This is a genomic window from Citrobacter sp. TBCS-14, assembly GCF_005280805.1.
GTDB classification, from domain to species: domain Bacteria; phylum Pseudomonadota; class Gammaproteobacteria; order Enterobacterales; family Enterobacteriaceae; genus Citrobacter; species Citrobacter gillenii.
Map to the genome: position 1 here is coordinate 225,791 of NZ_SZWM01000164.1, position 23,967 is coordinate 249,757.

27 protein-coding genes and 1 pseudogene are annotated in these 23,967 nt (G+C 52.1%); 12 read left to right on the forward strand and 16 right to left on the reverse strand.

Annotation, left to right across the window (positions count from 1 at the left end; all coding sequences use genetic code 11):
* Positions 1-15: 15 nt before the first annotated feature.
* A complete protein-coding gene (gene purR / locus FDX22_RS04800; protein ID WP_096757161.1) occupies positions 16-1,041 on the reverse strand; it encodes an HTH-type transcriptional repressor PurR in 1,026 nt (341 codons plus the stop codon).
* A 297-nt stretch (positions 1,042-1,338) separates the two neighbouring features.
* Between purR and cydH the strand changes: the two genes are divergently transcribed.
* Both cydH and FDX22_RS04810 read left to right on the forward strand, forming a co-directional pair.
* A complete protein-coding gene (gene cydH / locus FDX22_RS04805; protein ID WP_072036634.1) occupies positions 1,339-1,428 on the forward strand; it encodes a cytochrome bd-I accessory subunit CydH in 90 nt (29 codons plus the stop codon).
* Positions 1,429-1,606: 178 nt separating this feature from the next.
* The gene (locus FDX22_RS04810; protein ID WP_146716788.1) at positions 1,607-2,776 is read left to right on the forward strand and encodes an MFS transporter; all 1,170 of its coding nucleotides are present in this window, start codon (positions 1,607-1,609) and stop codon (positions 2,774-2,776) included.
* A gap of 40 nt (positions 2,777-2,816) precedes the next feature.
* Here FDX22_RS04810 and sodB read toward each other — a convergent pair whose 3' ends face one another.
* Both sodB and FDX22_RS04820 read right to left on the reverse strand, forming a co-directional pair.
* Entirely contained in the window at positions 2,817-3,398 is a 582-nt protein-coding gene (sodB, locus tag FDX22_RS04815; protein ID WP_096757159.1) for a superoxide dismutase [Fe], read from the reverse strand.
* 127 nt (positions 3,399-3,525) lie between these two features.
* A complete protein-coding gene (locus tag FDX22_RS04820) occupies positions 3,526-4,356 on the reverse strand; it encodes a C40 family peptidase (protein ID WP_117343058.1) in 831 nt (276 codons plus the stop codon).
* Between the two features lie 332 nt (positions 4,357-4,688).
* Here FDX22_RS04820 and grxD point away from each other — a divergent pair, with 332 nt between their 5' ends.
* Positions 4,689-5,036 (forward strand): monothiol glutaredoxin 4, encoded by a 348-nt coding sequence (grxD, locus tag FDX22_RS04825; RefSeq protein ID WP_003832760.1) that lies wholly within the window; start codon positions 4,689-4,691, stop codon positions 5,034-5,036.
* Between the two features lie 50 nt (positions 5,037-5,086).
* Here the strand turns inward: grxD and rnt are convergent, their stop codons facing one another.
* The 4 genes from rnt to FDX22_RS04845 form a co-directional block, all read right to left on the reverse strand.
* Positions 5,087-5,734, reverse strand: coding sequence for a ribonuclease T (rnt, locus tag FDX22_RS04830; protein WP_096757157.1), 648 nt, complete (start codon positions 5,732-5,734; stop codon positions 5,087-5,089).
* Between the two features lie 94 nt (positions 5,735-5,828).
* Complete coding sequence (gene gloA / locus FDX22_RS04835; RefSeq protein ID WP_115258575.1) at positions 5,829-6,236, reverse strand: lactoylglutathione lyase; 408 nt, start codon at positions 6,234-6,236, stop codon at positions 5,829-5,831.
* Positions 6,237-6,333: 97 nt separating this feature from the next.
* The gene (locus FDX22_RS04840) at positions 6,334-7,431 is read right to left on the reverse strand and encodes an alkene reductase (RefSeq protein ID WP_146716789.1); all 1,098 of its coding nucleotides are present in this window, start codon (positions 7,429-7,431) and stop codon (positions 6,334-6,336) included.
* A gap of 58 nt (positions 7,432-7,489) precedes the next feature.
* Entirely contained in the window at positions 7,490-8,089 is a 600-nt protein-coding gene (locus FDX22_RS04845; RefSeq protein WP_117343060.1) for a TetR/AcrR family transcriptional regulator, read from the reverse strand.
* A gap of 101 nt (positions 8,090-8,190) precedes the next feature.
* Here FDX22_RS04845 and FDX22_RS04850 point away from each other — a divergent pair, with 101 nt between their 5' ends.
* The 3 genes from FDX22_RS04850 to sodC all read left to right on the forward strand — a co-directional run bounded on the left by FDX22_RS04850 (position 8,191) and on the right by sodC (position 9,978).
* The gene (locus tag FDX22_RS04850; protein WP_137362581.1) at positions 8,191-8,430 is read left to right on the forward strand and encodes a DUF1289 domain-containing protein; all 240 of its coding nucleotides are present in this window, start codon (positions 8,191-8,193) and stop codon (positions 8,428-8,430) included.
* A gap of 49 nt (positions 8,431-8,479) precedes the next feature.
* Entirely contained in the window at positions 8,480-9,376 is an 897-nt protein-coding gene (locus tag FDX22_RS04855) for an aldo/keto reductase family oxidoreductase (RefSeq protein ID WP_137400077.1), read from the forward strand.
* A gap of 80 nt (positions 9,377-9,456) precedes the next feature.
* Positions 9,457-9,978, forward strand: coding sequence for a superoxide dismutase [Cu-Zn] SodC (gene sodC, locus FDX22_RS04860; RefSeq protein WP_115258570.1), 522 nt, complete (start codon positions 9,457-9,459; stop codon positions 9,976-9,978).
* Here the strand turns inward: sodC and FDX22_RS04865 are convergent.
* The 3 genes and pseudogenes from FDX22_RS04865 to FDX22_RS04875 all read right to left on the reverse strand — a co-directional run bounded on the left by FDX22_RS04865 (position 9,954) and on the right by FDX22_RS04875 (position 13,093).
* Positions 9,954-11,994 (reverse strand): annotated as a pseudogene (locus tag FDX22_RS04865) (FUSC family protein). The gene sodC and the pseudogene FDX22_RS04865 sit on opposite strands and share 25 nt — an antisense overlap.
* Positions 11,991-12,854 (reverse strand): HlyD family secretion protein, encoded by an 864-nt coding sequence (locus FDX22_RS04870; protein ID WP_146716791.1) that lies wholly within the window; start codon positions 12,852-12,854, stop codon positions 11,991-11,993. The pseudogene FDX22_RS04865 and the gene FDX22_RS04870 overlap by 4 nt, the downstream one beginning before the upstream one ends.
* A 2-nt stretch (positions 12,855-12,856) precedes the next feature.
* Entirely contained in the window at positions 12,857-13,093 is a 237-nt protein-coding gene (locus FDX22_RS04875) for a DUF1656 domain-containing protein (RefSeq protein ID WP_096757148.1), read from the reverse strand.
* A 193-nt stretch (positions 13,094-13,286) separates the two neighbouring features.
* Here FDX22_RS04875 and slyA point away from each other — a divergent pair, with 193 nt between their 5' ends.
* Entirely contained in the window at positions 13,287-13,727 is a 441-nt protein-coding gene (gene slyA, locus FDX22_RS04880) for a transcriptional regulator SlyA (protein ID WP_269473706.1), read from the forward strand.
* Positions 13,728-13,777: 50 nt separating this feature from the next.
* Here slyA and slyB read toward each other — a convergent pair whose 3' ends face one another.
* Positions 13,778-14,245: an outer membrane lipoprotein SlyB gene (slyB, locus tag FDX22_RS04885; protein WP_096757147.1), complete on the reverse strand. Its 468-nt coding sequence runs from the start codon at positions 14,243-14,245 to the stop codon at positions 13,778-13,780.
* A gap of 273 nt (positions 14,246-14,518) precedes the next feature.
* Here slyB and anmK point away from each other — a divergent pair, with 273 nt between their 5' ends.
* The 5 genes from anmK to pdxY all read left to right on the forward strand — a co-directional run bounded on the left by anmK (position 14,519) and on the right by pdxY (position 19,091).
* Complete coding sequence (anmK, locus tag FDX22_RS04890) at positions 14,519-15,640, forward strand: anhydro-N-acetylmuramic acid kinase (RefSeq protein WP_115258567.1); 1,122 nt, start codon at positions 14,519-14,521, stop codon at positions 15,638-15,640.
* A gap of 93 nt (positions 15,641-15,733) precedes the next feature.
* Positions 15,734-16,057 (forward strand): C-type lysozyme inhibitor, encoded by a 324-nt coding sequence (gene mliC, locus FDX22_RS04895; RefSeq protein ID WP_096757145.1) that lies wholly within the window; start codon positions 15,734-15,736, stop codon positions 16,055-16,057.
* 60 nt (positions 16,058-16,117) lie between these two features.
* Positions 16,118-16,774 (forward strand): pyridoxamine 5'-phosphate oxidase, encoded by a 657-nt coding sequence (pdxH, locus tag FDX22_RS04900; RefSeq protein WP_096757144.1) that lies wholly within the window; start codon positions 16,118-16,120, stop codon positions 16,772-16,774.
* A gap of 126 nt (positions 16,775-16,900) precedes the next feature.
* Complete coding sequence (tyrS, locus tag FDX22_RS04905) at positions 16,901-18,175, forward strand: tyrosine--tRNA ligase (RefSeq protein WP_096757143.1); 1,275 nt, start codon at positions 16,901-16,903, stop codon at positions 18,173-18,175.
* 55 nt (positions 18,176-18,230) lie between these two features.
* The gene (gene pdxY, locus FDX22_RS04910) at positions 18,231-19,091 is read left to right on the forward strand and encodes a pyridoxal kinase PdxY (RefSeq protein WP_115258566.1); all 861 of its coding nucleotides are present in this window, start codon (positions 18,231-18,233) and stop codon (positions 19,089-19,091) included.
* A gap of 85 nt (positions 19,092-19,176) precedes the next feature.
* On the opposite strand, the gene gstA is transcribed toward pdxY, so the two are convergent.
* The 5 genes from gstA to rsxG all read right to left on the reverse strand — a co-directional run bounded on the left by gstA (position 19,177) and on the right by rsxG (position 23,958).
* Complete coding sequence (gene gstA / locus FDX22_RS04915; protein WP_096757141.1) at positions 19,177-19,782, reverse strand: glutathione transferase GstA; 606 nt, start codon at positions 19,780-19,782, stop codon at positions 19,177-19,179.
* 104 nt (positions 19,783-19,886) lie between these two features.
* Positions 19,887-21,392 (reverse strand): dipeptide/tripeptide permease DtpA, encoded by a 1,506-nt coding sequence (dtpA, locus tag FDX22_RS04920; RefSeq protein ID WP_115258565.1) that lies wholly within the window; start codon positions 21,390-21,392, stop codon positions 19,887-19,889.
* Between the two features lie 614 nt (positions 21,393-22,006).
* Positions 22,007-22,642, reverse strand: a complete 636-nt coding sequence (gene nth, locus FDX22_RS04925) for an endonuclease III (protein ID WP_096757138.1) — start codon at positions 22,640-22,642, stop codon at positions 22,007-22,009.
* Positions 22,639-23,334: an electron transport complex subunit E gene (locus FDX22_RS04930; RefSeq protein WP_115258563.1), complete on the reverse strand. Its 696-nt coding sequence runs from the start codon at positions 23,332-23,334 to the stop codon at positions 22,639-22,641. The genes nth and FDX22_RS04930 overlap by 4 nt, the downstream gene beginning before the upstream one ends.
* Before the next feature lie 3 nt (positions 23,335-23,337).
* Positions 23,338-23,958: an electron transport complex subunit RsxG gene (rsxG, locus tag FDX22_RS04935; RefSeq protein WP_115258562.1), complete on the reverse strand. Its 621-nt coding sequence runs from the start codon at positions 23,956-23,958 to the stop codon at positions 23,338-23,340.
* Between the last annotated feature and the right edge of the window lie 9 nt (positions 23,959-23,967).

Genomic DNA, 23,967 nt, shown 5'->3' on the forward strand with positions numbered 1-23,967 from the left:
CTCCCGCACAACAGATTATCGACGATAATCGCGGAACGGACCATCGGCCACGGAGCGACGTTCTACCAGGCGCGGGTGCACCTCAATAGACTGTGACTCTTCGCGTTTATTCACGATACGGTCTAACAGCATGTTAAAGGCCGTTTCACCGAGCGAATCTTTTGGCTGATGAATGGTGGTTAATGCCGGGGTGAAGAAGCGGGCGTTACGCACGTTGTCGTAACCAATCAGCGACACATCTTGCGGGACGCGCAGGCCCATCTCGTCAGCGGCGCAAAGCGCGCCCATCGCCATGATATCACCACCACAGAAGACGGCGGTCGGGCGGTGCGACTGGGAGAGGATCTGCTGCATGGCGCGATACCCGGATTCAGGCTCAAAATCGCCCTGGACAATCCAGTTGTCAGGCACTTTAATCAGCGCTTCTTCCATCGCCTTCATAAAGCCCGCCAGGCGTCCGGCGCCGGTGTTACGCTCCATAGGCCCTGGGATCACACCAATCTCGCGATGACCGCGTTCAACCAGATAACGGCCTGCCATATAACCGCCTTCAAAGGCGTTATCGATGACCGTATCGGTAAAATCGGCTTTGGCTTCGCCCCAATCCATCACCACCATCGGAATATGGCGATATTCTTCGAGCATGGAAAGCAGAGGTTCCGGGTATTCAGAACACATCACCAGCAGACCATCTACGCGCTTCTGCGCCATCATGGAGAGGTAGGCCTGCTGCTTCTCGAGGCTGTTCCACGCGTTGCCCAGAATCAACGTATAGCCTTTCTGGAAGCAGTTCTTCTCAACGGCTTCGATGATTTCCGCAAAGTAGGCGGCTTCGCTGCTGGTCGCCAACAAGCCAATCGATTTAGTGTGATTCACCTTCAGACTGCGTGCCACCGCGCTTGGGGAATAATGTAGTTCTTTAATTGCTGCCCAGACGGCATTGCGCGTTTCTTCCGCGACAAAGCGTGTTTTGTTAATTACGTGTGATACGGTTGTAGTGGAAACGTTTGCTCGCTTCGCTACATCTTTAATTGTTGCCATTACATCTCACTCCAGACCATATCCTAAGTTCCTGAGAATACTCCAGGTAAACGTTTGCCTTCACACACCCTTCGCGCAACATCAGGGTTGCGGTACGCCAGGAAAACGACACGGAACGTCAGGAAGGGGTCAATGGCCGGTACGCTAATCAAGTAAGCGTGGAATTTTGTCTGATCTTTACGAAAAGGGGAAGAGTTAAAAGCATTTATCAATATAAATCGTGAGAGATTTTTACCTTCAAGTGTGCAAAAATGCGCAATATCACTTTTTGTGTGGGAATAAAAAGGAGAAAACTTGATGAGCACCGATCTGAAATTTTCGTTAGTCACCACCATTATTGTTCTGGGTTTGATTGTTGCCAGTGGTTTAACCGCCGCGCTGCATTGATGTATCGCCGAGGGAGAGCTATCTCCCTCATCCCGCCAACCCGTCCTCCCACTGCTATTGTTTGCAAATAAGCAAAAGTCTTTTGCATCTTTGTTAACTTTATTATTTTTGCGATCAATGTCATGCTTTTGACTCTTATTCTGTGTCGTGCCACGGCTCGACGTTACGGAGTCGCTGTATGAAAATAAATTATCCACTACTGGCGCTGGCGATAGGGGCGTTTGGTATCGGCACGACAGAGTTTTCTCCGATGGGGTTATTACCCGTCATCGCTAAAGGCGTCGATGTCTCGATTCCGGCGGCAGGGATGCTAATTAGCGCCTATGCGGTAGGGGTGATGGTCGGTGCACCGTTAATGACCTTATTGCTTTCTCATCGCGGGCGCCGCAATGCGCTGATTTTTCTGATGGCGATTTTTACGCTCGGCAACGTGCTGTCGGCGTTATCTCCCGATTACACTACTCTGATGCTGTCGCGTATTCTGACCAGTCTTAACCATGGGGCCTTTTTTGGTCTCGGCTCGGTTGTAGCGGCAAGCGTGGTGCCAAAGCACAAACAGGCCAGCGCTGTCGCCACCATGTTTATGGGACTCACCATCGCCAATATTGGTGGCGTTCCTGCAGCGACCTGGCTGGGTGAAACCATCGGCTGGCGCATGTCCTTTATAGCAACGGCGGGTCTGGGGGTTATCTCGATGGTCAGCCTGTTCTTCTCGTTGCCGAAAGGCGGAGCAGGGGAGCGCCCGAACGTGCGCAAAGAGCTGGCGGTGCTCATGCGCCCGCAGGTGGTGTCAGCGTTGCTGACTACTGTGCTGGGAGCCGGTGCGATGTTCACGCTCTATACCTATATTTCACCGGTGCTGCATAGCATCACCCATGCCACGCCTGCCTTTGTAACCGGAATGCTGGTGCTGATTGGCGTCGGGTTCTCAATCGGTAACTATCTGGGCGGCAAACTGGCGGACCGCTCAGTCAACGGCACGCTGAAAGGCTTCTTACTGCTATTGATGGTGATTATGCTGGCAATCCCGTTACTGGCGCGTAGTGAATTGGGTGCAGCCATCAGCATGGTAGTCTGGGGTGCGGCAACCTTTGCAGTAGTTCCGCCGTTACAGATGCGTGTGATGCGCGTTGCCAGCGACGCGCCGGGCTTATCATCCTCGGTCAACATTGGTGCGTTTAATCTGGGGAATGCGCTAGGTGCGGCGGCGGGTGGCGCAGTGATATCGGGTGGTTTAGGTTACAGTTTTGTCCCGGTGATGGGGGCAATTGTGGCTGGGATGGCGTTGCTACTGGTCTTTGTCTCCGCGAGAAAACAGCCTGACGAGGCCTGCAGCGTCACGAACTAACGCTAAAACGCAGAAGGGAGTCCCTTCTGCGTTATCATTTTTATGCTGCGAAGTTTTTCGCAACAAACTCCCAGTTCACCAGCGCCCAGAAATGTTCCAGGTAGCCAGGACGCGCGTTGCGATAGTCGATGTAGTAGGCGTGTTCCCACACATCAACGGTCATCAGCGGCGTTGCATCGGTGGTCAGCGGTGTTCCGGCATTTGACGTGGAAACGATAGCCAGTTTGCCATCAGTACCTTTTACCAGCCAGGTCCAGCCAGCGCCGAAGTTTTTGATCGCCGCATCGGTGAATTGCGCTTTGAAGTCAGCGAAGCTACCAAAAGATGCAACAATGGCTTCAGCCAGTTCACCGGTCGGTTCGCCGCCCGCGTTGGGTGCCAGGCAGTTCCAGTAGAAGGTGTGGTTCCAGACCTGAGCCGCGTTGTTAAACACACCACCTTCAGAGCTACGTACGATCTCTTCCAGTGATTTGCCTTCAAACGCCGTGCCTTTGATCAAGTTATTCAGGTTAGTAACGTAAGTCTGGTGGTGTTTGCCATAGTGGTATTCCAGCGTTTCAGCAGAAATGTGCGGCGCCAGAGCATCTTTGGCATACGGTAATGCAGGTAATTCGAACGACATTGCTTCTCTCCTTATTATTTATATTGAGTACACACAATAGCCTCATTGTGAGTAAGGATAGGGTAGCAAATTGAAAGGTTATGCAAAAGAAGAACTTACCCTACAGCACATACTGTAGGGTAAGATTTTAGCGAATTGTTTTTGGCGTCATGACACGACGAGCACCCACATAGTGGCGCTGCCAGTAATCTTCACTCAGGGAGGTGATTTGGATCTCCTGACCGCTACGTGGTGACTGAATAAACTTACCGTTGCCAACGTAGACACCAACGTGATCGGCGGTGCCGCGGCCCTGGGTACGGAAGAAGACCAAATCGCCGTTTTTCAGTTCATCGCGGTCGATCGGTGCTGCGTCGCGCAGGTGGTACATTTCATTGGCAGTACGCGGAATGCGGAACTTCACCAGGTCCTTATACGCGTAATAAACCAGACCACTGCAATCAAAACCGGTTCTCGGCGAAGAGCCACCCCAGCGGTAGGGTTTACCGATCTGGTTCATCAGAGTAGACATCGCGGTTTTGGTCGCTTTTTGCACTTTCACTTTATGGGCATCAGCGAGGGCTACCGGGGCTGTTGATTTTACTTTTACACAGCGCGGCTTGTGACCTTTGCGCGGGGTGCATTTTTCAGTCCAGGTGACCGCAGCGGTTTGTGTTGTTGCGACTTTACTGCGACGGTTGACCGTTTTGGTTGTTTTTGCAGGTGTCGCGGTGCGTTTTTTGGAAGAGGAAGCGGTTTTGGTGCTGGATTTACTGGTGGTTTTTTTTGCCGTTTTCTTGCTGGTTTGTGTGACTTTTTTACTGGCTGTCGCGCTTTTCTTTTTATCTACCGTTTTGAGCGTGTGGGAAACGGCAGGTGTCGTCCTGGCCTGCTTGGAAGCATGGGCCACTGACGTAAAAGGGAGTGTGGTAAAAAGCAAAGCACAGAGCGTGATCGAGATCCGGTTTATCCGCGCCACTGAGCAGTCCTCTATTAGGGCAGGTCTATCATGCCTGCGTGTGATTTTCAAAACTTGATGATTCTAATCTATAGAAACGGGGAAAGTTAATAGCTTTTTTTGTTTAAAATAGTGTTTCGTTACCGACCGCAAAAAAAAACAGCAATCAACGCCAATACTGGCGAAGGGATAATCAATTCCTTGTGCATAAAAGGGATAAGTAATATTCTGAATGCAACTTATGGCGACTGGCGATAAAATAATAACCGTAAGAAAAATGTTATTTTCCGTTGTCAGTCAGACCCGTTACAATGTCAGACTACTGCCGTAAAAGAAGTTAAGGAAGCAAGATAATGAGCACCACTATCGAAAAAATCCAGCGCCAGATCGCTGAAAACCCGATTCTCCTGTACATGAAAGGTTCTCCAAAACTGCCAAGCTGCGGTTTTTCCGCTCAGGCTGTGCAGGCGCTGTCTGCCTGTGGTGAACGCTTTGCTTATGTTGATATTCTGCAAAACCCGGATATTCGCGCCGAGTTGCCGAAATACGCAAACTGGCCAACCTTCCCGCAGCTGTGGGTTGATGGTGAGCTGGTTGGCGGCTGCGACATTTTAATCGAAATGTACCAGCGCGGTGAATTGCAGCAGCTTATCAAAGAGACTGCGGCGAAGTACAAAACCGAAGAGCCGGACGCTGAGTAATCAGCAGAAACGAAAAAGCGACCAGTCTGGTCGCTTTTTTTATGGTCCGCTTATGCCTCTTCAGGCATTGGCAGGGGCCACCCACCAAGGCGTTTCCAGCGGTTAACGATTTCGCAAAACAGCACTGCCGTCCGTTCGGTGTCATACAGCGCAGAGTGCGCCTGGTTGCCATCAAACTCCATTCCTGCAGCCAGACACGCTTTAGACAGTACGGTTTGCCCGAGCGAAAGACCGCTTAAGGCCGCAGTGTCAAAGGTCACAAATGGGTGAAATGGGTTGCGCTTCAGCGAGGCGCGTTCGGCGGCTGCCATCATGAAGCTGTGATCGAAGGTGGCATTGTGCGCAACCATAATCGCCCGATTGCAGCCGCTGTCTTTGATGCCTTTACGCACCATTTTGAAGATGGCGTGCAGGGCGTCGTATTCGCTGACCGCGCCGCGCAGCGGGTTGCTCGGATCAATACCGTTAAACGCAAGTGCTTCTGGTTGCAGATTTGCCCCTTCAAACGGTTCGACGTGGAAATGCAACGTCATGTCCGGCATCAGCCAGCCTTGTTCATCCATTTTCAGCGTGATGGCCGCAATCTCGAGCAGCGCATCGGTTTTGGCGTTAAATCCCGCTGTTTCTACATCAATGACGACAGGATAAAAACCACGAAAACGGTCACACAGACCGGAAAGTTGAGCGTTATCGGACATCTGGGTCTCTTAATACGGGAAAATTGCAGCGCGTATTATGACAAAATGATGAGTATAAAACTACGGGCACAGACGATCTGCGCCCGAGGGGAGGTTAGTCACCCAGGCCGCGGCCTGCGTCTTTCTCTTCGATCAGTTCGATTTTGTAACCGTCCGGATCTTCTACAAATGCGATAACCGTCGTCCCGCCTTTGACCGGACCCGCTTCGCGCGTCACGTTGCCGCCGTTCTGACGAATGCGCTCGCAGGCTTCTGCGGCGTTGTCTACGCTCAGAGCAATGTGGCCGTAGGCAGTGCCCAGGTCATATTTGTCGACGCCCCAGTTGTAGGTCAGCTCAATGACGGCTTCATCGGTCTCAGGACCGTAACCGACAAAGGCCAGAGAATACTTGTATTCAGGGTTTTCACTGGTACGCAGCAGCTTCATGCCCAGCACGTTGGTGTAAAATTCGATGGAACGCTGCAGGTCACCTACGCGCAGCATGGTATGAAGTAAACGCATCTTTTTCCCCTTCAAAAATGGCTAGTACATTCAATATGTTGTTTTAGTATAGCGGCGTTGTTGCGCCGCTATCAATGCCAGAACGGAGATTGCGCAATTACAGGGTCGGATAATCCGTGTAACCCTCTGCACCGCCGCCGTAGAAACTCTCTGCGCGCTGTGGGTTCAGTTCTGCTTTGTGCTGCAAACGTGCGACCAAATCCGGGTTGGCAATATAGGCGCGGCCAAAGGCGACGGCGTCGATCAACCCTTTCTCAATCAGCGCTTCTGCTTTTTCCGGGGTGTAGGCACCAGCACCAATAATCGGACCGTGGAAACGCGCGCGAACTTTCTCGCGGAACGCATCGCTATACGGCTCTCCGCCGGCCCAGTCTGGTTCGGACATGTGCAGATAAGCGATACCACGTTTACCCAGCTGTTCAATCAGGTACAACGCATCGGCTTCTTCATTCGGGCCGTTATCAACGTTCTGGAAAGAGCCGATAGGGGATATGCGGATGCCAATCCGGTCTGCGCCCCATTCTTTGATACCGGCATCAACGACTTCCAGCACCAGACGTGCACGATTTTCGACGCTGCCGCCGTACTGATCGGTACGCTGGTTAGAGGTGGGTGACAGGAACTGGTGTAGCAAATAGCCATGGGCAGAGTGCAGCTCAACCATGTCAAAGCCAGCCTCGCGTGCGTTGGCGATTGCCTGACGGAAATCATTGACGATGCCCGGGATTTCGTCGGTTTCCAGGGCGCGCGGCATTGAGGTGTCGGCACGCGTTGCCAGACCGTTTTCATCGCGCAGCGAGGTACGGGTACCGGCGCTGATGGCGGAAGGGGCAACTGGCGGTTGTCCGTTCGGCTGCAGGCTGACGTGAGAGATACGACCGGTGTGCCACAACTGTACGGCAATATGACCTTGTTCAGCGTGGACGGCGGCGGTGATTTTTTTCCAGGCTTCAATTTGTGCTGCGCTGTGTAATCCCGGCGCACCGGCGTAGCCTTTTGCCTGAGCAGATATCTGAGTGGCCTCGCTGATGATAAGACCAGCGCTGGCGCGTTGGCGATAGTACTCGGCCATCAGCGGAGTTGGGATGTCGCCAGGTTCGATGCTACGCAGGCGCGTCAGTGGGGCCATAAATACGCGGTTGGCCGCCGTGATGGCTCCTACTTTCAGCGGGGAAAACAATTTTTCAGATGACATATTAACTCCAGGTATGAATAGACCGGTCGTCTAGCGATTGGGTAAATAAAAACGCCTGTTAAACGGCAGGCGTTGCAATAATGTTTTTAACGTGTGCCAGCGCATTTTCCAGTGGGGTGGCACTGCGAGACATCTTGGCCTGCAGGTTGGCCCCGAGCCACAGCGCATACAGCACCTGCGCTTGCTGCAGCGGTTCGCCGCTAAACGACAGGCAGTGTGTGTCGCGACCTTTTTCCAGCGCTTGCGCCAGCAGGGTAATAATGTGCCGAGCGCCTTTATCCATCGCCGTACGCATATCTTCAGAGAGATCGCATACTTCAGCCGACAGTTTGACCGTTAAGCAACCGCTAATAATGCCGTGTTGACTAAACTGATTCAGGGTTTCCTGATAGTAGGCGAGGATTCTGTCGCGGTAGTTACCGGCACCCGACGCTAAATGTGTGGCCAGCCGAAGGTGGTAGGCCGCGTAATGGCGTTCAAGCATGGAAACACCGAACGCTTCTTTAGAGCGAAAATAGTGGTAAAACGACCCTTTGGGCACCTCGGCGGTTTTCAGCAGTTCGCTTAAACCCATACCGGTGAAACCGCGCTGCATGCAAAGCTGCTCGCCGGTTGCCAGAAGATGTTCGCGTGTGTCGTGTTCAGTTGCTTTGTTCATGGCATGGAGTGTAATAGACCAGTCGGTCTAATGCAATAGCGCTTGCCAGAAATTCAGTTAGCGTCTTCAATAGGTATAACTATCTTACGTAAGGAGGGGATGTGGCCGAACAGCTGGAGTTTTTCCCCGTCCAGAGCCCGTGCCGTGGGATCTGCCAGTCCGACGAACGCGGCTTTTGCCGTGGATGTTTTCGTAGCCGGGATGAGCGCTTTAACTGGCAGAAAATGAGCGATGCCGAAAAGCAGGATGTGCTGCGTCTTTGTCGTCAGCGTCTGATGCGTAAATTACGTGCAAACAAACCCAGCCCGTCAGAAGAACCGCAACAACCTTCACTCTTTTAAAAGCGTAATTGCGTATACTCGATGCACACTCATTGTTAAGGAAGCTGCTATGGTTCAGCGTATTACTATTGCGCCGCAAGGCCCGGAATTTTCTCGCTTTGTCATGGGGTACTGGCGGCTGATGGACTGGAATATGTCCGCGCGCCAGCTCGTCAGCTTTATTGAAGAACATCTTGACCTGGGCGTAACCACCGTCGATCACGCTGATATTTATGGTGGATACCAGTGCGAAGCGGCGTTTGGCGAGGCGATGAAGCTGGCTCCGCATCTGCGTGAAAAAATGCAGATCGTGACCAAATGCGGTATTGCCACCACGGCACGGGCGGAAAATACCCTCGGTCACTACATCACCGACAGCGACCATATTATTGCCAGCGCGGAGCAGTCGCTGAAACTGCTGGCGACCGACCATATTGATCTGCTCTTGATCCATCGTCCCGATCCGCTGATGGATGCCGACGAAGTGGCTGAAGCGTTTAAGAAACTGCATCATAGCGGCAAAGTGCGTCACTTTGGCGTGTCTAACTTTACGCCTGCGCAGTTTTCCCTGTTGCAATCACGTCTGCCGTTTACGCTGGCAACCAATCAGGTTGAGATTTCCCCGGTGCATCAGCCACTGCTGCTGGATGGCACCTTAGATCAGCTGCAACAACTGCGCATCCGGCCAATGGCCTGGTCCTGTTTGGGTGGTGGACGACTGTTCAATGATGATGCTTTCCAACCGCTGCGCAATGAACTCGCCGTCATTGCGCAAGAATTGAATGCGCAGTCCATTGAGCAGGTGGTCTATGCGTGGATCCTCCGTCTACCGTCACAGCCGCTGCCGATTATTGGCTCAGGGAAAATTGAGCGTGTTCGCGCTGCTATTGAGGCCGAATCGTTAACCATGACCCGCCAGCAATGGTTCCGTATCCGTAAAGCCGCGCTGGGTTACGACGTACCGTAATCGCGTTTTCGGCGTTCCGTCGCTCAAAATTGCGTCACTGGTTTACACTTATCAGTCAGACACATAGTGACGGAGGTCGTATGAAGCGTTTGAGTATCGCCATAATCACCTTACTGGCCTGTGCGGGCGCACAGGCTGCCAGTGAGCAAGTTGAGATGAACCTGGTGACTTCGCAAGGGGTAGGTCAGTCGATTGGTTCAGTAACTATTTCTGAAACTGCGCAAGGGCTGGCGTTTACGCCTGACCTGAAAGCACTGCCGCCAGGAGAACATGGTTTCCATGTCCATGCCAACGGCAGCTGTCAGCCTGCGATTAAAGAAGGCAAAGCTTCTGCCGCTGAATCGGCAGGGGGACATCTTGACCCGCATAAAACCGGAAAACATGAAGGTCCGGAGGGGGCTGGGCACATGGGCGACCTACCGTTGCTGGTGGTCAATGCCGAAGGTCACGCCACAACGGCTGTTACCGCCCCACGCCTGAAATCACTGGATGAGGTCAAAGGTAAGGCGCTGATGGTCCATGTGGGTGGCGATAACATGTCCGATCAGCCAAAACCTCTAGGCGGTGGCGGGGCGCGTTACGCCTGCGGGGTTATCAAATAATCAACGGCTCAGCGTGCCTGGCGGCGGAGCCTGTTCAAGCTGAGACAACGAACAGTGTAAACGCCAGATAAGCGCCGCCAGCTCTTGTGCGGCAGGCTGATGATGATGGGCAAGCGTATCGCAGATGCGCTGTAACTCGTTAAGCGTGGCATTCAGTGGACGCTGCTGGACGCCACGCTCGCTCATCACATCGCGCAGCAGTGAAATACACACGTCCCTGACGCGGGCCAACGGATCGGAGCGCGCTTCCCAGGCGCGCAGCTGCCACACCACATGCGTGCAGTTCAGCAACACGACGCCCCAGCGTAATAACCACCGACGCGCCAGCGCATCCTGGCTGTTACTGAGCTGGCTGACATGATGATAGGTTAACGACTCAAATTCATTTTCGCTGTGTGCCGGATGCCGACTGAGCTGATCGACAAAATCCCGGCGCAGGGCGCGAATATGACGTCGACTCTTTCTCGCGTCTGAGCCTGGCCGCAGGATAGCAAAGGCCAACCAGGATAGCGCTACGCCGGTTATTTTTGCCAGATTATCATTCAGGAAATCGGCGAAGTCATACACCGGCGGATTGGTCACGGCGATAAACGATCCCATAAAGACGATCAATTGCCCCCAAAGCCCCGCCAGAGCAGGCATTTGCAGCTTTAGCAGTTGCATGGTGGCGAGCAGTGGGAAGAGAAACAGAATGAATTGCCACAGGTCGGTAATTTGTACCATCAGACCGAACTTCACCACAAAGCTGAACAATGACAGCAGCACTAACGTGCGCATCAGCAGTGAGAGTGATTTGAACGGGGTGGCAACGGCGGAATACAGTACGCAGCTAATCGCCGCCAGCGTCAGCGCACCCGCGCCGGATTCCCATTGTGCGCCGATGCTCCACGCGCCAATCACCATCAACGTGATGAAGGTACGTAACCCACTCCAGATGGCTTCCGCGTTGTCGGTATGGCGGGCCAGGCCCGGCGTGCGGCTCACGCTGATGCGCTCGGCAGTCACGCCTTTTTCCAGCAAATGCAGATAATGGCTGCTTTGCAGGTAAATTCGGCAGAAATAACGTAGCCGTTGCCAGAAGGCGACATGCCGGTAGTCGTGGGAGTCCTGCGGACGCAGGGGGGCAATAATGCGGGCTACCGTGTAGCTATCGGTATCGGATTTCACCAGTGCACTGAGTAGCTGTTCGATGACTTCCCGGGTGTGAGCAGGAGGATTTGGCCAGTTAAGCAGCATTCTGCGCAGGCTGGAGATCACGCTGGTCAGACGCAGTTGCTGATGCAGCAGTGAATTGAGCAGGGCATTCTGCCGTCGAAAGCGATAGTGGCTCCAGAATGCCTGAATACGCAGCAGATTCATGGTCAGAATCTGGCCGATTACCCCTTCGTGTGCTGAGCGGATCGCATCGGTGGTTTCGGGTTGCCAGAGTAAGCTGGCATGTTCCAGCAAACGCGCGTGCATGTTTTTCAGCGCCGTCAGCAACGCTGTACCATCAGACGTGCTGGGCAGGATCATCATCATCATGCCCCCACAGAGTATCCCGACCATCACTTCGCACACGCGCGCCTGGGCAATATCCCACAGTTGCGTAACCTCAATGGTGTTGACCATCGGAAACGCAATAATAGCCGCGGTGTAGCCTGCCAGTTGAAACGCGTAGGCCACGTTGTTGGTAAAGTGCGCGCAGGCCCAGGTGCATAAACCAATCCAGGCCGACATGCTGAGTAAAAATAACCACGGTTCATTGAGGGTGTGGCCAGCAATAATCAATGCCGCCGTGGCACCAAGCAAACTGCCTGCCACGCGGCCCAGACTTTTGCTGATGACACCGCCCACGGTGGGAAAACTAACCACCGCAGCGGAGGTCATCGCCCAGTAGGGTTCATCCAGATTCAGGTAATAGGCGAATGTTAACGCCAGGCACATCGCGATGGTGTTTCGCAGCGCGTAACGCCACTGTGCCGCGGTGGCTTTCAACCACGGTAAATTGCCCGGCGTCAGGTGAAGCCGTTTCATTTTTTCTGACCAATCGACACGCTGCAGGTGGTACCTGAAACCAGTGTGACATCGTGCGGTAGTGCGTCAAATTCGATACGCACGGGTACCCGTTGCGCCAGACGCACCCACGGTACGGTGGGTTTGATGTCAGGAATCAGACCGGAATCACTCTCTACACTTTGATCGTAAATCGCACGACCAATACTGGAAACGTGACCCTGTAACTTTATATTGCCGCTGTACAATGTAATCAGCGCCGGTGCGCCCTCGCGAATATGGCGGAGCTTGGTTTCTTCAAAATAGCCCATCACATAAAATGAACGACTGTCGACCAGCGCAAACAGGGGTTTACCGGTACTGGCATAATCGCCACCGCGTGTAGAAAGATTCGTCACCCAACCAGCGACAGGAGCTTTAACTTCCGTTTGGGTCAATTGCCACTGCGCTTGCCGTAATTGGGCCTGAGCTGCCTCCACGCTTGCCTGCATCGCTTTCACGTTGAGGTTGGCCGTGTCCAGATCCTCGGCAGAGATATAATTTTGCGACAGATGACGGCGGCGATTGGCTTCGTTATTAGCCTTTGCCAGATCGGACTGTGCTTTCGCCAGCTGCGCCTGTGCATTCAGTTCAGCAATATGAAACGGCGTCTTATCGATAACAAACAGCACGTCGCCTGCATTAACAAACTGATTATCTTTAATATTGAGTTGGGTAATGCTGCCGGAAACCTGTGGGGTGATACTTACCTGCTCCGCACGAACTTTGCCATCGCGCGTCCAGGGAGACTGCATATAATAATTCCACATCCACCAACCCGCGAGAACGGCAACAACTGCGACTATAATAGTGGAGAAGTATTTAACGGTTTTGAGCGACATAATCACCACACAATCAGCATAACAAAGCCCAGACACACGCAAAGCGCAAAGAGCGACAGATCCATTAACAAGGGATGCCAGATTTCGCCGGAGTACATCCAGTCGCGCAGTACGCGATGAACAACCAACCAGAAGATAAATCCGCAGATAAACGCTTTGAAAAGTGGAGGGAAGTAGACAGATGCACCGATCATTAAATCTTGTAGGGGCAATCCTGTTGCATTAAACATAAACTTCACGGGCAAAATCCTTGACGGAAGAGAGCATTGCTATAGGTTTAGCAAAAAAAGGGACAATCAGTCTCTTTAACGCATAATGTCTGAAAAAATGTCATCCGGTAAGCAAATTTGGCAATACATTTGTTTTGGGAATACAAATGCTGCACACTATTCTAAAATCAGCATAACAACTTAGCAAGCTAATTATAAGGAGATGAAATTGGAATCGCCACTAGGTTCTGATCTGGCACGGTTGGTGCGCATTTGGCGTGCTCTGATTGACCATCGCCTGAAGCCTTTGGAGTTGACGCAGACGCATTGGGTGACGCTGCACAACATTCATCAGCTGCCACCGGATCAATCGCAGATCCAGCTGGCTAAAGCGATAGGGATTGAGCAGCCTTCTCTGGTGCGTACGCTCGACCAACTGGAAGAAAAGGGACTCATTTCACGACAGACTTGCGCCAGCGATCGTCGAGCAAAGAGAATTAAACTGACGGAGAAAGCCGAGCCGCTGATCGCTGATATGGAAGCGGTTATCAACAAAACGCGCGGAGAGATTCTGGAAGGGATTTCAACCGAGGAAATTAATCTGCTGATTAAACTGGTTGCCCGACTGGAACACAATATTATTGAGCTACAGTCTCAGGGCTGATGCGAAAATCTACGTGTGGCCAGTATCTGACTGACCACACGTAAATTCGATTAGCGCGGAGAAACGGTAACTTCTTTGCCGTTGCTGGCCATCACAACACGCTGACCTGAAGCGAATTTGGTCGCGCCTTGTTTCTGCACCACCATAATGGTGTTCCCGTCATCCTTACGGATTTCCAGTTCCACACCCTGTGTTTTATTGATCGCACCCTGGACGCTTTGACCTGCTACGCCGCCTGCAACCGCACCTGCCGCCGTAGCTAATGAACGACCAGAACCGCCGCCGACGGTGTTACCAAGGAATCCACCGAGTACAGCGCCGCCGATCGCACCGATGACGTTGGCATCATCGCCACCCTGAATTTGCACCGGACGGACATGAACGATCGTACCGTAGGTTACGTTCTGTACCTGTTTCGCTTCGGATGCGGTATACACGTCACCTGAAAGACTATCACTGTTAACACAACCTGCTAAAGATAATCCCATTAATGAAACAATCAGTGCACGTTTAATCATTTATAACTCTCCTTTACACCACGAAACGCTAATAAAGCACCCTTCATGGTTAAATTATATGGCATTTGTGAGCCTAAGGTCACATGTTCTACTGGAACAATATGAAAATCTTAACCGAAATCAGGTTAACTGAGTATAAACGAATCATTCATCAAATTGATTGAATAGATGGCAGCTTGTCATGATTAGCCATCAAAAATCATCAACGAAGCATGGAATTAATCAGCACTTTATGGTTGAGTGTCAAGGCTAACGTGTTTAAAAGGATGACGTATGAAATCGGGCCGTTTTATCGGTGTTATGTCTGGAACCAGCCTTGATGGTGTTGATGTTGTGCTGGCAGCAATAGATGAAACGATGGTCGCGCAGCAGGCGAGTCTGACCTGGCCCATCCCTCTCCATTTGAAACAGGCTATTCTCGATATCTGCCAGGGGCAGCAACTCACCCTCTCGCAGTATGGGCAACTGGATACACAATTGGGGCGTTTATTCGCCGAGGCGGTAAATGCGCTGCTGGCGCAGCAAAAATTAAAGCCGCAGGATATTGTCGCAATTGGCTGCCACGGACAAACCGTCTGGCATGAGCCGACAGGCAGTGCGCCGCATACCCTGCAAATTGGCGACAACAACCAGATTGTGGCGCATACCGGCATCACCGTAGTCGGCGATTTTCGCCGGCGTGATATCGCGCTAGGCGGGCAGGGTGCACCACTGGTTCCCGCTTTTCATCAGGCGCTGTTGGCGCACCCAACTGAGCGTCGGATGGTGTTGAATATCGGCGGTATAGCTAATTTGTCACTGCTTATTCCTCAGCGCCCTGTACGAGGTTATGACACCGGACCAGGTAATATGCTGATGGATGCCTGGATCTGGCGGCAATGTGGAAAACCTTACGATAAAGACGCGCAATGGGCCTGCGAAGGTACGGTTATTCTTCCGTTGTTGCAAAGCATGCTGAGCGATCCCTATTTTGCCGCGCCGGCACCTAAAAGCACCGGCCGCGAGTACTTTAATTATGGTTGGATCGAACGTCATCTGGCGCAGTTCCCGGGACTGGCCGCGCGTGATGTGCAGACGACGCTTGCTGAACTGACGGCGGTGACGATATCCGAGCAGGTCCTGTTGAGCGGTGGCTGCGAGCGCTTGATGGTCTGCGGCGGTGGAAGCCGTAATCCGCTGCTGATGATGCGCCTGGCGGCACTGTTGCCCGGCACGGAAGTGACCTCGACCGATGAAGCCGGTATTAGCGGGGATGATATGGAAGCGTTAGCTTTTGCCTGGCTGGCATGGCGCACGCTGGCGGGATTACCGGGCAATTTACCCTCAGTTACCGGTGCGACGGAATCCAGCGTTTTAGGCGCTATTTTTCCCGCAAACCCACGAACTCAGAGTTAACTGAAATTATCCTGGCGACGATGCCGGTAAACTAGGGATGTTAGGGAGGGGGTTATTCCCCTCCGGGACCAGGAATGTCTTCAGGATAGGGCTATGAAAAAACTGTTATTGGTATGTTTGCCGGTACTGCTTACCGGCTGTAGTGTCTACAACCAATTTGTCGAGCGTATGCAAACGGATACCCTCGAATATCGCTGTGATGAAAAACCGCTGACCGTGAAATTGAACAATACCCAACAAACGGCAAGCTTTGTTTACGATAATCAGTTAGTGAATCTTAAACAGGGTGTATCAGCATCGGGCGCGCGTTACACCGATGGCATCTATGTCTTCTGGTCTAAAGGCGACAGCGCGACGGTCTATAAACGTGACAGAGTTGTGTTAAATAACTGTCAGTTACAGAACCCGAAGCGTTGAGATTTTCACCTGGGCGGCGCACAATAGCGTCACCCACTGACAATCCGTAGCCCAAACATCATGTCTGATAACGACGAATTGCAGCAAATCGCGCATCTGCGCCGTGAATACACGAAAGGCGGTCTTCGCCGCCGCGATCTTCCCGCCGAGCCGCTTGCGCTTTTTGAGCGCTGGCTCGGACAAGCCTGTGACGCCAAACTCGCCGATCCGACTGCCATGGTAGTGGCCACCGTTGATGAAAACGGCCAGCCGTACCAGCGCATCGTGTTGCTCAAACATTATGATGACAAAGGTTTGGTATTTTATACCAACATGGGCAGCCGTAAGGCGCACCAGATAGAGCATAACCCCCGCATTAGCCTGCTGTTTCCGTGGCATACGCTGGAACGGCAGGTGATGGTGATTGGTAAGGCCGAACGTCTTTCTACGCTTGAGGTAGTGAAGTACTTCCACAGTCGCCCACGCGACAGCCAAATTGGCGCCTGGGTATCAAAACAGTCCAGTCGTATCTCCGCACGCGGTATTCTCGAAAGCAAATTTCTTGAACTGAAGCAGAAGTTTCAGCAGGGGGAAGTCCCGCTGCCAAGTTTCTGGGGCGGTTTTCGCGTGAGTATTGAGCAAATGGAGTTCTGGCAGGGCGGCGAAAACCGCTTACACGATCGTTTTTTATACCAGCGTGAAGACAACGCGTGGAAAATCGATCGCCTGGCCCCCTAAAGATGCAAAATTCTTGTTTTAAGCGCTGGCACTGATGAATCCGGCGCTTTATTCTATGTCTCTTTCGCATCAGGCGAAAAGTCGTGTACCGGCAAAGGTGCAGTCGTTTTATACATGGAGATTTTGATGGCAAGCAGTAACTTGATTAAACAATTGCAAGAGCGGGGGCTGGTGGCCCAGGTGACGGACGAAGAAGCGTTAGCAGAGCGACTGGCGCAAGGCCCGATCGCGCTCTATTGCGGCTTCGACCCTACCGCTGACAGCTTGCATTTGGGGCATCTGGTTCCATTGTTATGCCTGAAACGCTTCCAGCAGGCAGGCCATAAGCCTGTCGCACTGGTAGGTGGTGCAACCGGTCTGATTGGTGACCCGAGCTTTAAAGCCGCCGAGCGTAAACTGAATACCGAAGACACCGTGCAAGAGTGGGTGGATAAAATCCGCAAACAGGTTGCACCGTTCCTCGATTTCGACTGTGGCGACAACTCCGCGATTGCTGCGAACAACTACGACTGGTTTGGCGGTATGAATGTACTGACTTTCCTGCGTGATATCGGCAAGCATTTCTCTGTGAACCAGATGATCAACAAAGAAGCGGTGAAGCAGCGTCTGAACCGTGACGATCAGGGCATCTCCTTTACCGAGTTTTCTTACAACCTGCTGCAAGGGTATGACTTCGCCTGCCTGAACAAACTGCACGGTGTGGCGCTGCAAATCGGGGGTTCTGACCAGTGGGGTAACATTACCTCCGGTATCGATCTGACCCGCCGTTTACACCAGAATCAGGTGTTCGGCCTGACGGTTCCGCTGATCACCAAAGCAGACGGGACCAAGTTCGGTAAAACGGAAGGTGGCGCAGTCTGGCTGGATCCGAAGAAAACCAGTCCGTACAAGTTCTACCAGTTCTGGATTAACACCGCCGATGCCGATGTCTATCGCTTCCTTAAATTCTTCACCTTTATGGACATTGAAGAGATCAATGCCCTGGAAGAAGAAGATAAGAACAGCGGTAAAGCGCCGCGTGCCCAGTATGTTCTGGCGGAGCAGGTTACGCGTCTGGTTCACGGTGAAGAAGGTCTGGTGGCGGCAAAACGCATCACCGAATGCCTGTTCAACGGGAACTTAAGCGATCTCAGCGAAGCCGATTTCGAGCAGTTGGCGCAGGATGGCGTGCCGATGATCGAAATGGAAAAAGGTGCCGATCTGATGCAGGCGCTGGTGGACTCAGAACTGCAGCCGTCTCGCGGCCAGGCGCGTAAGACCATTGCGTCGAATGCGGTAACCATCAACGGTGAAAAACAGTCAGATCCGGAATACTTCTTCCAGGACAGTGACATTTTGTTTGGGCGCTACACGTTACTGCGCCGCGGCAAAAAGAACTATTGTCTGATTTGCTGGAAATAATGCGTTAAGGAATGGGAGTGAGAAATCACTCCCTTATTTTTGTTCAGGTAAAAAAATGAAGAATATCCTCGCCATCCAGTCCCACGTTGTTTTTGGTCATGCGGGCAACAGTGCAGCAGAATTTCCGATGCGCCGTCTTGGCGCCAACGTCTGGCCTCTTAATACCGTTCAGTTCTCTAACCATACCCAATACGGCAAATGGACCGGCTGCGTGATGCCGCCCAGCCACCTGACCGAAATTGTCCAGGGTATTGCCGATATCGATAAACTTAAAACCTGTGATGCAGTGCTGAGCGGCTACCTCGGTTCAGCAGAGCAGGGCGAACATATTCTGGGAATTGTCCGTCAGGTAAAGTCGGCTAATCCACAGGCGAAGTATTTCTGCGACCCCGTGATGGGACATCCGGAAAAAGGCTGTATTGTCGCACCGGGCGTCGCCGAGTTTCACGTGCGCCATGCGTTACCGGCCAGCGATATTATCGCGCCTAATTTGGTAGAGCTTGAGATCCTTTGCGAGCACGCGGTGACCAACGTTGATGAAGCGGTATTAGCGGCGCGTGAGCTGATTGCTCAAGGGCCTGAGGTGGTGCTGGTGAAACATCTTGCTCGCGCAGGGATGAGTCCCGACCGTTTCGAGATGCTGCTGGTCACCGCTGAGCAGGCGTGGCATATCAGTCGTCCGCTGGTGGATTTTGGTGCGCGTCAACCTGTGGGTGTGGGTGATGTGACCAGCGGTTTGCTACTGGTGAAACTGTTACAGGGCGCGACGGTGCAGCAGGCGCTTGAGCATGTAACGGCGGCGGTGTATGAGATTATGATTGCGACCAAAGAGATGCATGAGTATGAACTGCAGGTCGTTGCTGCACAGGATCGCATTGCAAAACCAGAACACTATTTTAGCGCTACGCAGCTGTAATTAATGCCCGATGGCGCTCACGCTTATCGGGCTTACGTTTGTTTGGCTGTAGGCCGGGTGAGCAAGCGCCACCCGGCAACAACCATTAATTTAACCCTTCTGCCTTAAGCGCCGCTGCCACTGCCGGGCGCTCAGCCATCCGCGCCATATAGGCTTCGATATGGCTTAATCCTGCCATATTCAATTTCACAGCATACGCCCAACGCAGTACGGTGAACAGATAAGCATCTGCAATGGAAAAACGCTGGCCGCAGATCCACGGGTTGTCCTGCAGTGAATCGTTCACATACTGCATTTTTTTCTCCAGCAGTGCGCGTACGGTCGGCTTGTACTCTTCCGGCGTATCGGGACGGAATAATGGCGTAAAGCCTTTATGCAGTTCTGTCGCAATATAGTTAAGCCACTCCAGCGTTTTGTAACGCGAGAGGCTGCTGGTTGGGGCAAGAAGCTGGCGATCGGGTACCGAATCGGCCAGGTACTGCATGATGGCCACACCTTCGGTTAGTAGCGTACCATCGTCCAGCAGCAGAGCAGGAACTTGTCCCTTTGGGTTTACCGCGAAAAAATCATCGCCGTTTTCCAGGCGTTTCTTCATCAGATCAACACCATCAAGGGTGAAATCTTTACCGCTTTCGCGAAGCGTGATGTGCGAAGCGAGAGAACACGCGCCCGGTTTGTAGAACAGTTTCATCGGTAACTCCTTTTGGCTGAGGTATATCGTATGGTAGTGCGACCTCAGCCAAAAAAAAAGCCGCTAACATCAGTTAGCGGCCTGAAAAGAAGTTTCCCTGAGAATTACGCTGTTGCGGTCTTAGAGGCTTTCTCGCTGACATCATCGTCCTGAGTCATACGGTTCAGCTTCGGTGCTGTCAGCAGCATCAGAACAGCGATAACTGCCGTTGCAATACCGATTTGCAGGAACACACGGCCATAGACTTCCAGAGACATCAGTGGGTCGGTCACATTCTCCGGTACAGCCATCATGTTAGCAACATAGCCACCGATGATGTTTGCACCGGCAGTGGTCAGGAACCAGCTACCCATGATGAAGCCCATCAGACGCTGTGGTACCAACTGCGCAACCATTGCCAGACCCAGACCAGAGATCATCAGTTCACCGATACTCTGCAGACCGTAGCAAATGATCAGCCAGTTAACGGAAACGATACCCGCATCGGTGGCAAATTTCGCACCCAGCGGTAGGATCAGGAACGCACCGGAACACAGCACCATACCGATAGCAAACTTGGTCGGCATTGGCAGTGTGTCACCCATCTTGTTATAGATAGCGGCAAGGATTGGGCTACCAATGATGATCCAGAACGGGTTCAGTGCCTGATACTGCTCAGGTTCGAACGCGATGCCCAGAATAGAGTGCTCAACGTTACGAATTGCAAAGAAGTTCAGTGATGTCGGCATCTGGCTGTACAGCACGAAGAAGATAATCGCTTCCAGCATCAGAATGAAGGCGACGATCATTTTACGACGCGCGGCACCTTTCATGGCGAAGGCTTCTTTACCGAAGATAAACACGATACCCATAGCCACGACGCCCAGAACCATACGTGCAATGCCCTGGTTGTGCAGTAACCATGTTGCGATAACAATCAACACCACCACGCCAACAATGGTCAGCAGCAGGTTGCGGAAGTTGATCGGCTCAAAGTCTGGTTTAGACCCGTATTGTTTAACCCAACGCTGGCAGAATGCGAAGTTTACGACGGTAATCAGCATCCCGACGACGCTCAGTGCGAACGCGGTGCTCCAGCCGTATCGTGCCGCCAGCCATGGAGTAGCAAGCATTGAGAAGAATGAACCGATGTTGACGGACATGTAGTACATAGTAAATGCACCATCAAGACGCGGGTCATCTTTGGCATAGCAGGTAGAAAGCAGGGAGGATGGGTTCGCTTTAAACAGGCCATTACCGACCGCGATGGCCGCCATACCCATATAAACGATACCAGCATCATGACCGGACCATGCGACCAGCGCATAACCGATAGCCAGTACAATGGCACCCAGCATAATGACACGCTTAGTACCCAGAACTTTATCACCTAACCAGCCGCCAATAGCCACCAGGCCGTAAACCAGGGCACTAAAGGAGGAGAAAAGGGTGATGGAATCCGCTTCTGACATACCCAGTTGTTTCACCAGGTAGACGGCCATAATCCCTTGCAGGCCGTAGTAGCCAAAACGTTCCCACAGCTCAATTGAGAAAATGAGATAGAACGCTTTTGGTTGTTTGAAGGCGTTTAAGCTCACGCTTTCAGTTGGTTTATTGTTTGCAGTAGACACTTTTACCTCTTTTTTTACATCCCATATCTACGGGGGTGTTCAGGTACGTGATGAGTCAAGTTCATCCGTCCGATTGTTATAGTGGGAGGGGAAACGGCAAGTAATGTTCACTATCTTGCCCCTTCAGACAAGAGGTTTGTAATATTCTGTTACATATATCCAGAGTGGTGAAATCATCGGGGCAGGTAAATGTTATCTAGCGTTAAATTTCTTCAATTGAAAAATGGCAGTTTTTTTCACTGTTCAATGGGGGCGAAAATGGCAAAGCGGCGATATGTTCTGCTATTCAGTGTTGAATCCAGTGATATAGGCCATTATCTGAAAAATACCCAGTGTAATGTTTTGTATCGAATCGACGAGAATAGGTCATCTGATTGTCATTTTAACTATAAAAATAAGAAAAATTAACATCAAATTATCAATGTGATCTTGATCACGTATGAATAGAAATTTCTACTACTAAAAAAACGATTAACCTGCTCAGGTGTTAAAGCACAAGAATATTGCATTAGATATACGCAATAGCATGGCATCATTGTCGGGGATTAAGCGATTGGAGAGTGCATAACTAATCGTTATGGTAATAAGGGGCAACGAACGTTACCCCGATTGCATTAGATGTCGACTTTTTCTTTGAATTCACAGAGATCCTCAATGATACAGGAGCCGCAGCGCGGCTTCCTGGCAATGCAGGTGTAGCGACCATGAAGAATTAACCAGTGATGGCAGTCGACTTTAAATTCACTGGGAACGACTTTCAGCAGTTTTTCTTCGACCTGCTCGACGTTTTTCCCTGGGGCGAATTGTGTTCGGTTACACACCCGAAATATATGAGTATCGACAGCGATAGTGGGCCAGCCAAAGGCGGTATTGAGCACCACGTTGGCGGTTTTACGCCCGACGCCAGGCAACGCTTCCAGTGCTGCTCTGTCCTCCGGAACCTCGCCATTGTGCTGTTCGAGCAAAATACGGCAGGTTTTAATCACGTTCTCCGCTTTGCTGTTGAACAATCCGATGGTCTTAATATAAGACTTTACGCCGTCGACCCCGAGTTCTAGCATCGCGGCTGGGGTGTTAGCGACAGGGTACAGTTTTGCGGTGGCTTTATTGACGCTGACATCGGTCGCCTGCGCCGAAAGCAGCACCGAAATCAGTAGCTCAAACGGCGACGTAAAATTGAGTTCGGTGGTGGGGTGCGGATTGTTATCGCGCAGGCGCGTCAGTATTTCCAGCCGTTTTGCTTTGTTCATGACACATTCCCTGTTTCACCCGCCGGAACGTCTGTTAACGCAGCCTGCGCGCGACGTTTCTTCATCTTCTCGTCAATAAGATACTTGATGGCCAGCATCAGCCCCAGCCCGATGAACGCGCCTGGCGGCAGCATGGCTAACAGGAACGGTGTGTCTGTATGGAAAATCTCAATGCGCAGCACTTTTGCCCAGCTACCCAGCAGACCATCAGCGCCATCAAACAACGTGCCGTTGCCGATAATCTCGCGCAGTGAGCCCAGCACAAACATCGCACCGGTTGCCCCCATTCCGATGGAAAACCCATCCAGCGCGGAGAGTGCGGGGCCTTTTTTTGCCGCAAAGGCCTCGGCACGACCAACCACAATACAGTTGGTCACAATCAACGGGATGAAGATCCCCAACGACTGATACAACCCGAAGGCGTAGGCGTTAATAAGCATCTGTACGGCACTGACTACCGACGCGATGATCATGACATAAATAGGAATACGAATCTCAGACGGCGTCCAGCGGCGCAGGGCAGAGATGGTCAGGTTGGTTAGCGTTAAAACCAGTGTGGTAGCAAGTCCCAGCCCAAGGGCATTGGTCGCGGTAGAGGTGACTGCCAGCAGCGGGCACATGCCAAGTAACTGTACCAGTGCGGAGTTGTTTTTCCACAATCCCTGAACAATAACGTCTTTAATTTCGCTCATGGTTTATTCTCCACAGGCGGGAAGTTGAGGAAGTTGTGCAGGCAACGTCTGTGCATACAGGCCTGCGCGTTTCACCGCATTGACGACTGCGCGGGGGGTGATGGTGGCACCGGTGAACTGGTCGAAGTCACCGCCATCTTTTTTCACCGCCCAATGAGGATCGTTTTCAGCAGAGATCGTTTTGCCGCTAAAGTGCGTTATCCAGTCGGACAGTCGAAGCTCGATTTTATCGCCCAGACCCGGCGTTTCATGATGCTCCGTGACCCGCGTACCCAGCACGGTACCGTTAAAATCGACACCAACCAGCAGTTGTATCGCGCCGGAGTAGCCGTCTGGCGCGGTGGCTTCGAGGATGGCAGCGACCGGTCGCTCGTCCTGGCGGGCAATATAAACACGGTGTATCCCTTTACCCAACGCCGGAGCCGTGACCAGATAACAGCTGTCGCGCAGATTATTATTGTAGCGGTCAGTTGGCAGAACCTGATCAAACAGCGCTTTTTGCTGCAGCGTTGCCTGCTCGTCAATCGTAGACTTAGTCAGTTGATTGATTGCCGCTGTTAAGCCCGTAGAACCAGCGGCAAAGAGTGCCAGAGTGATACCGTGTTTACGAATCGTTTTCAACATAGGGTGTCC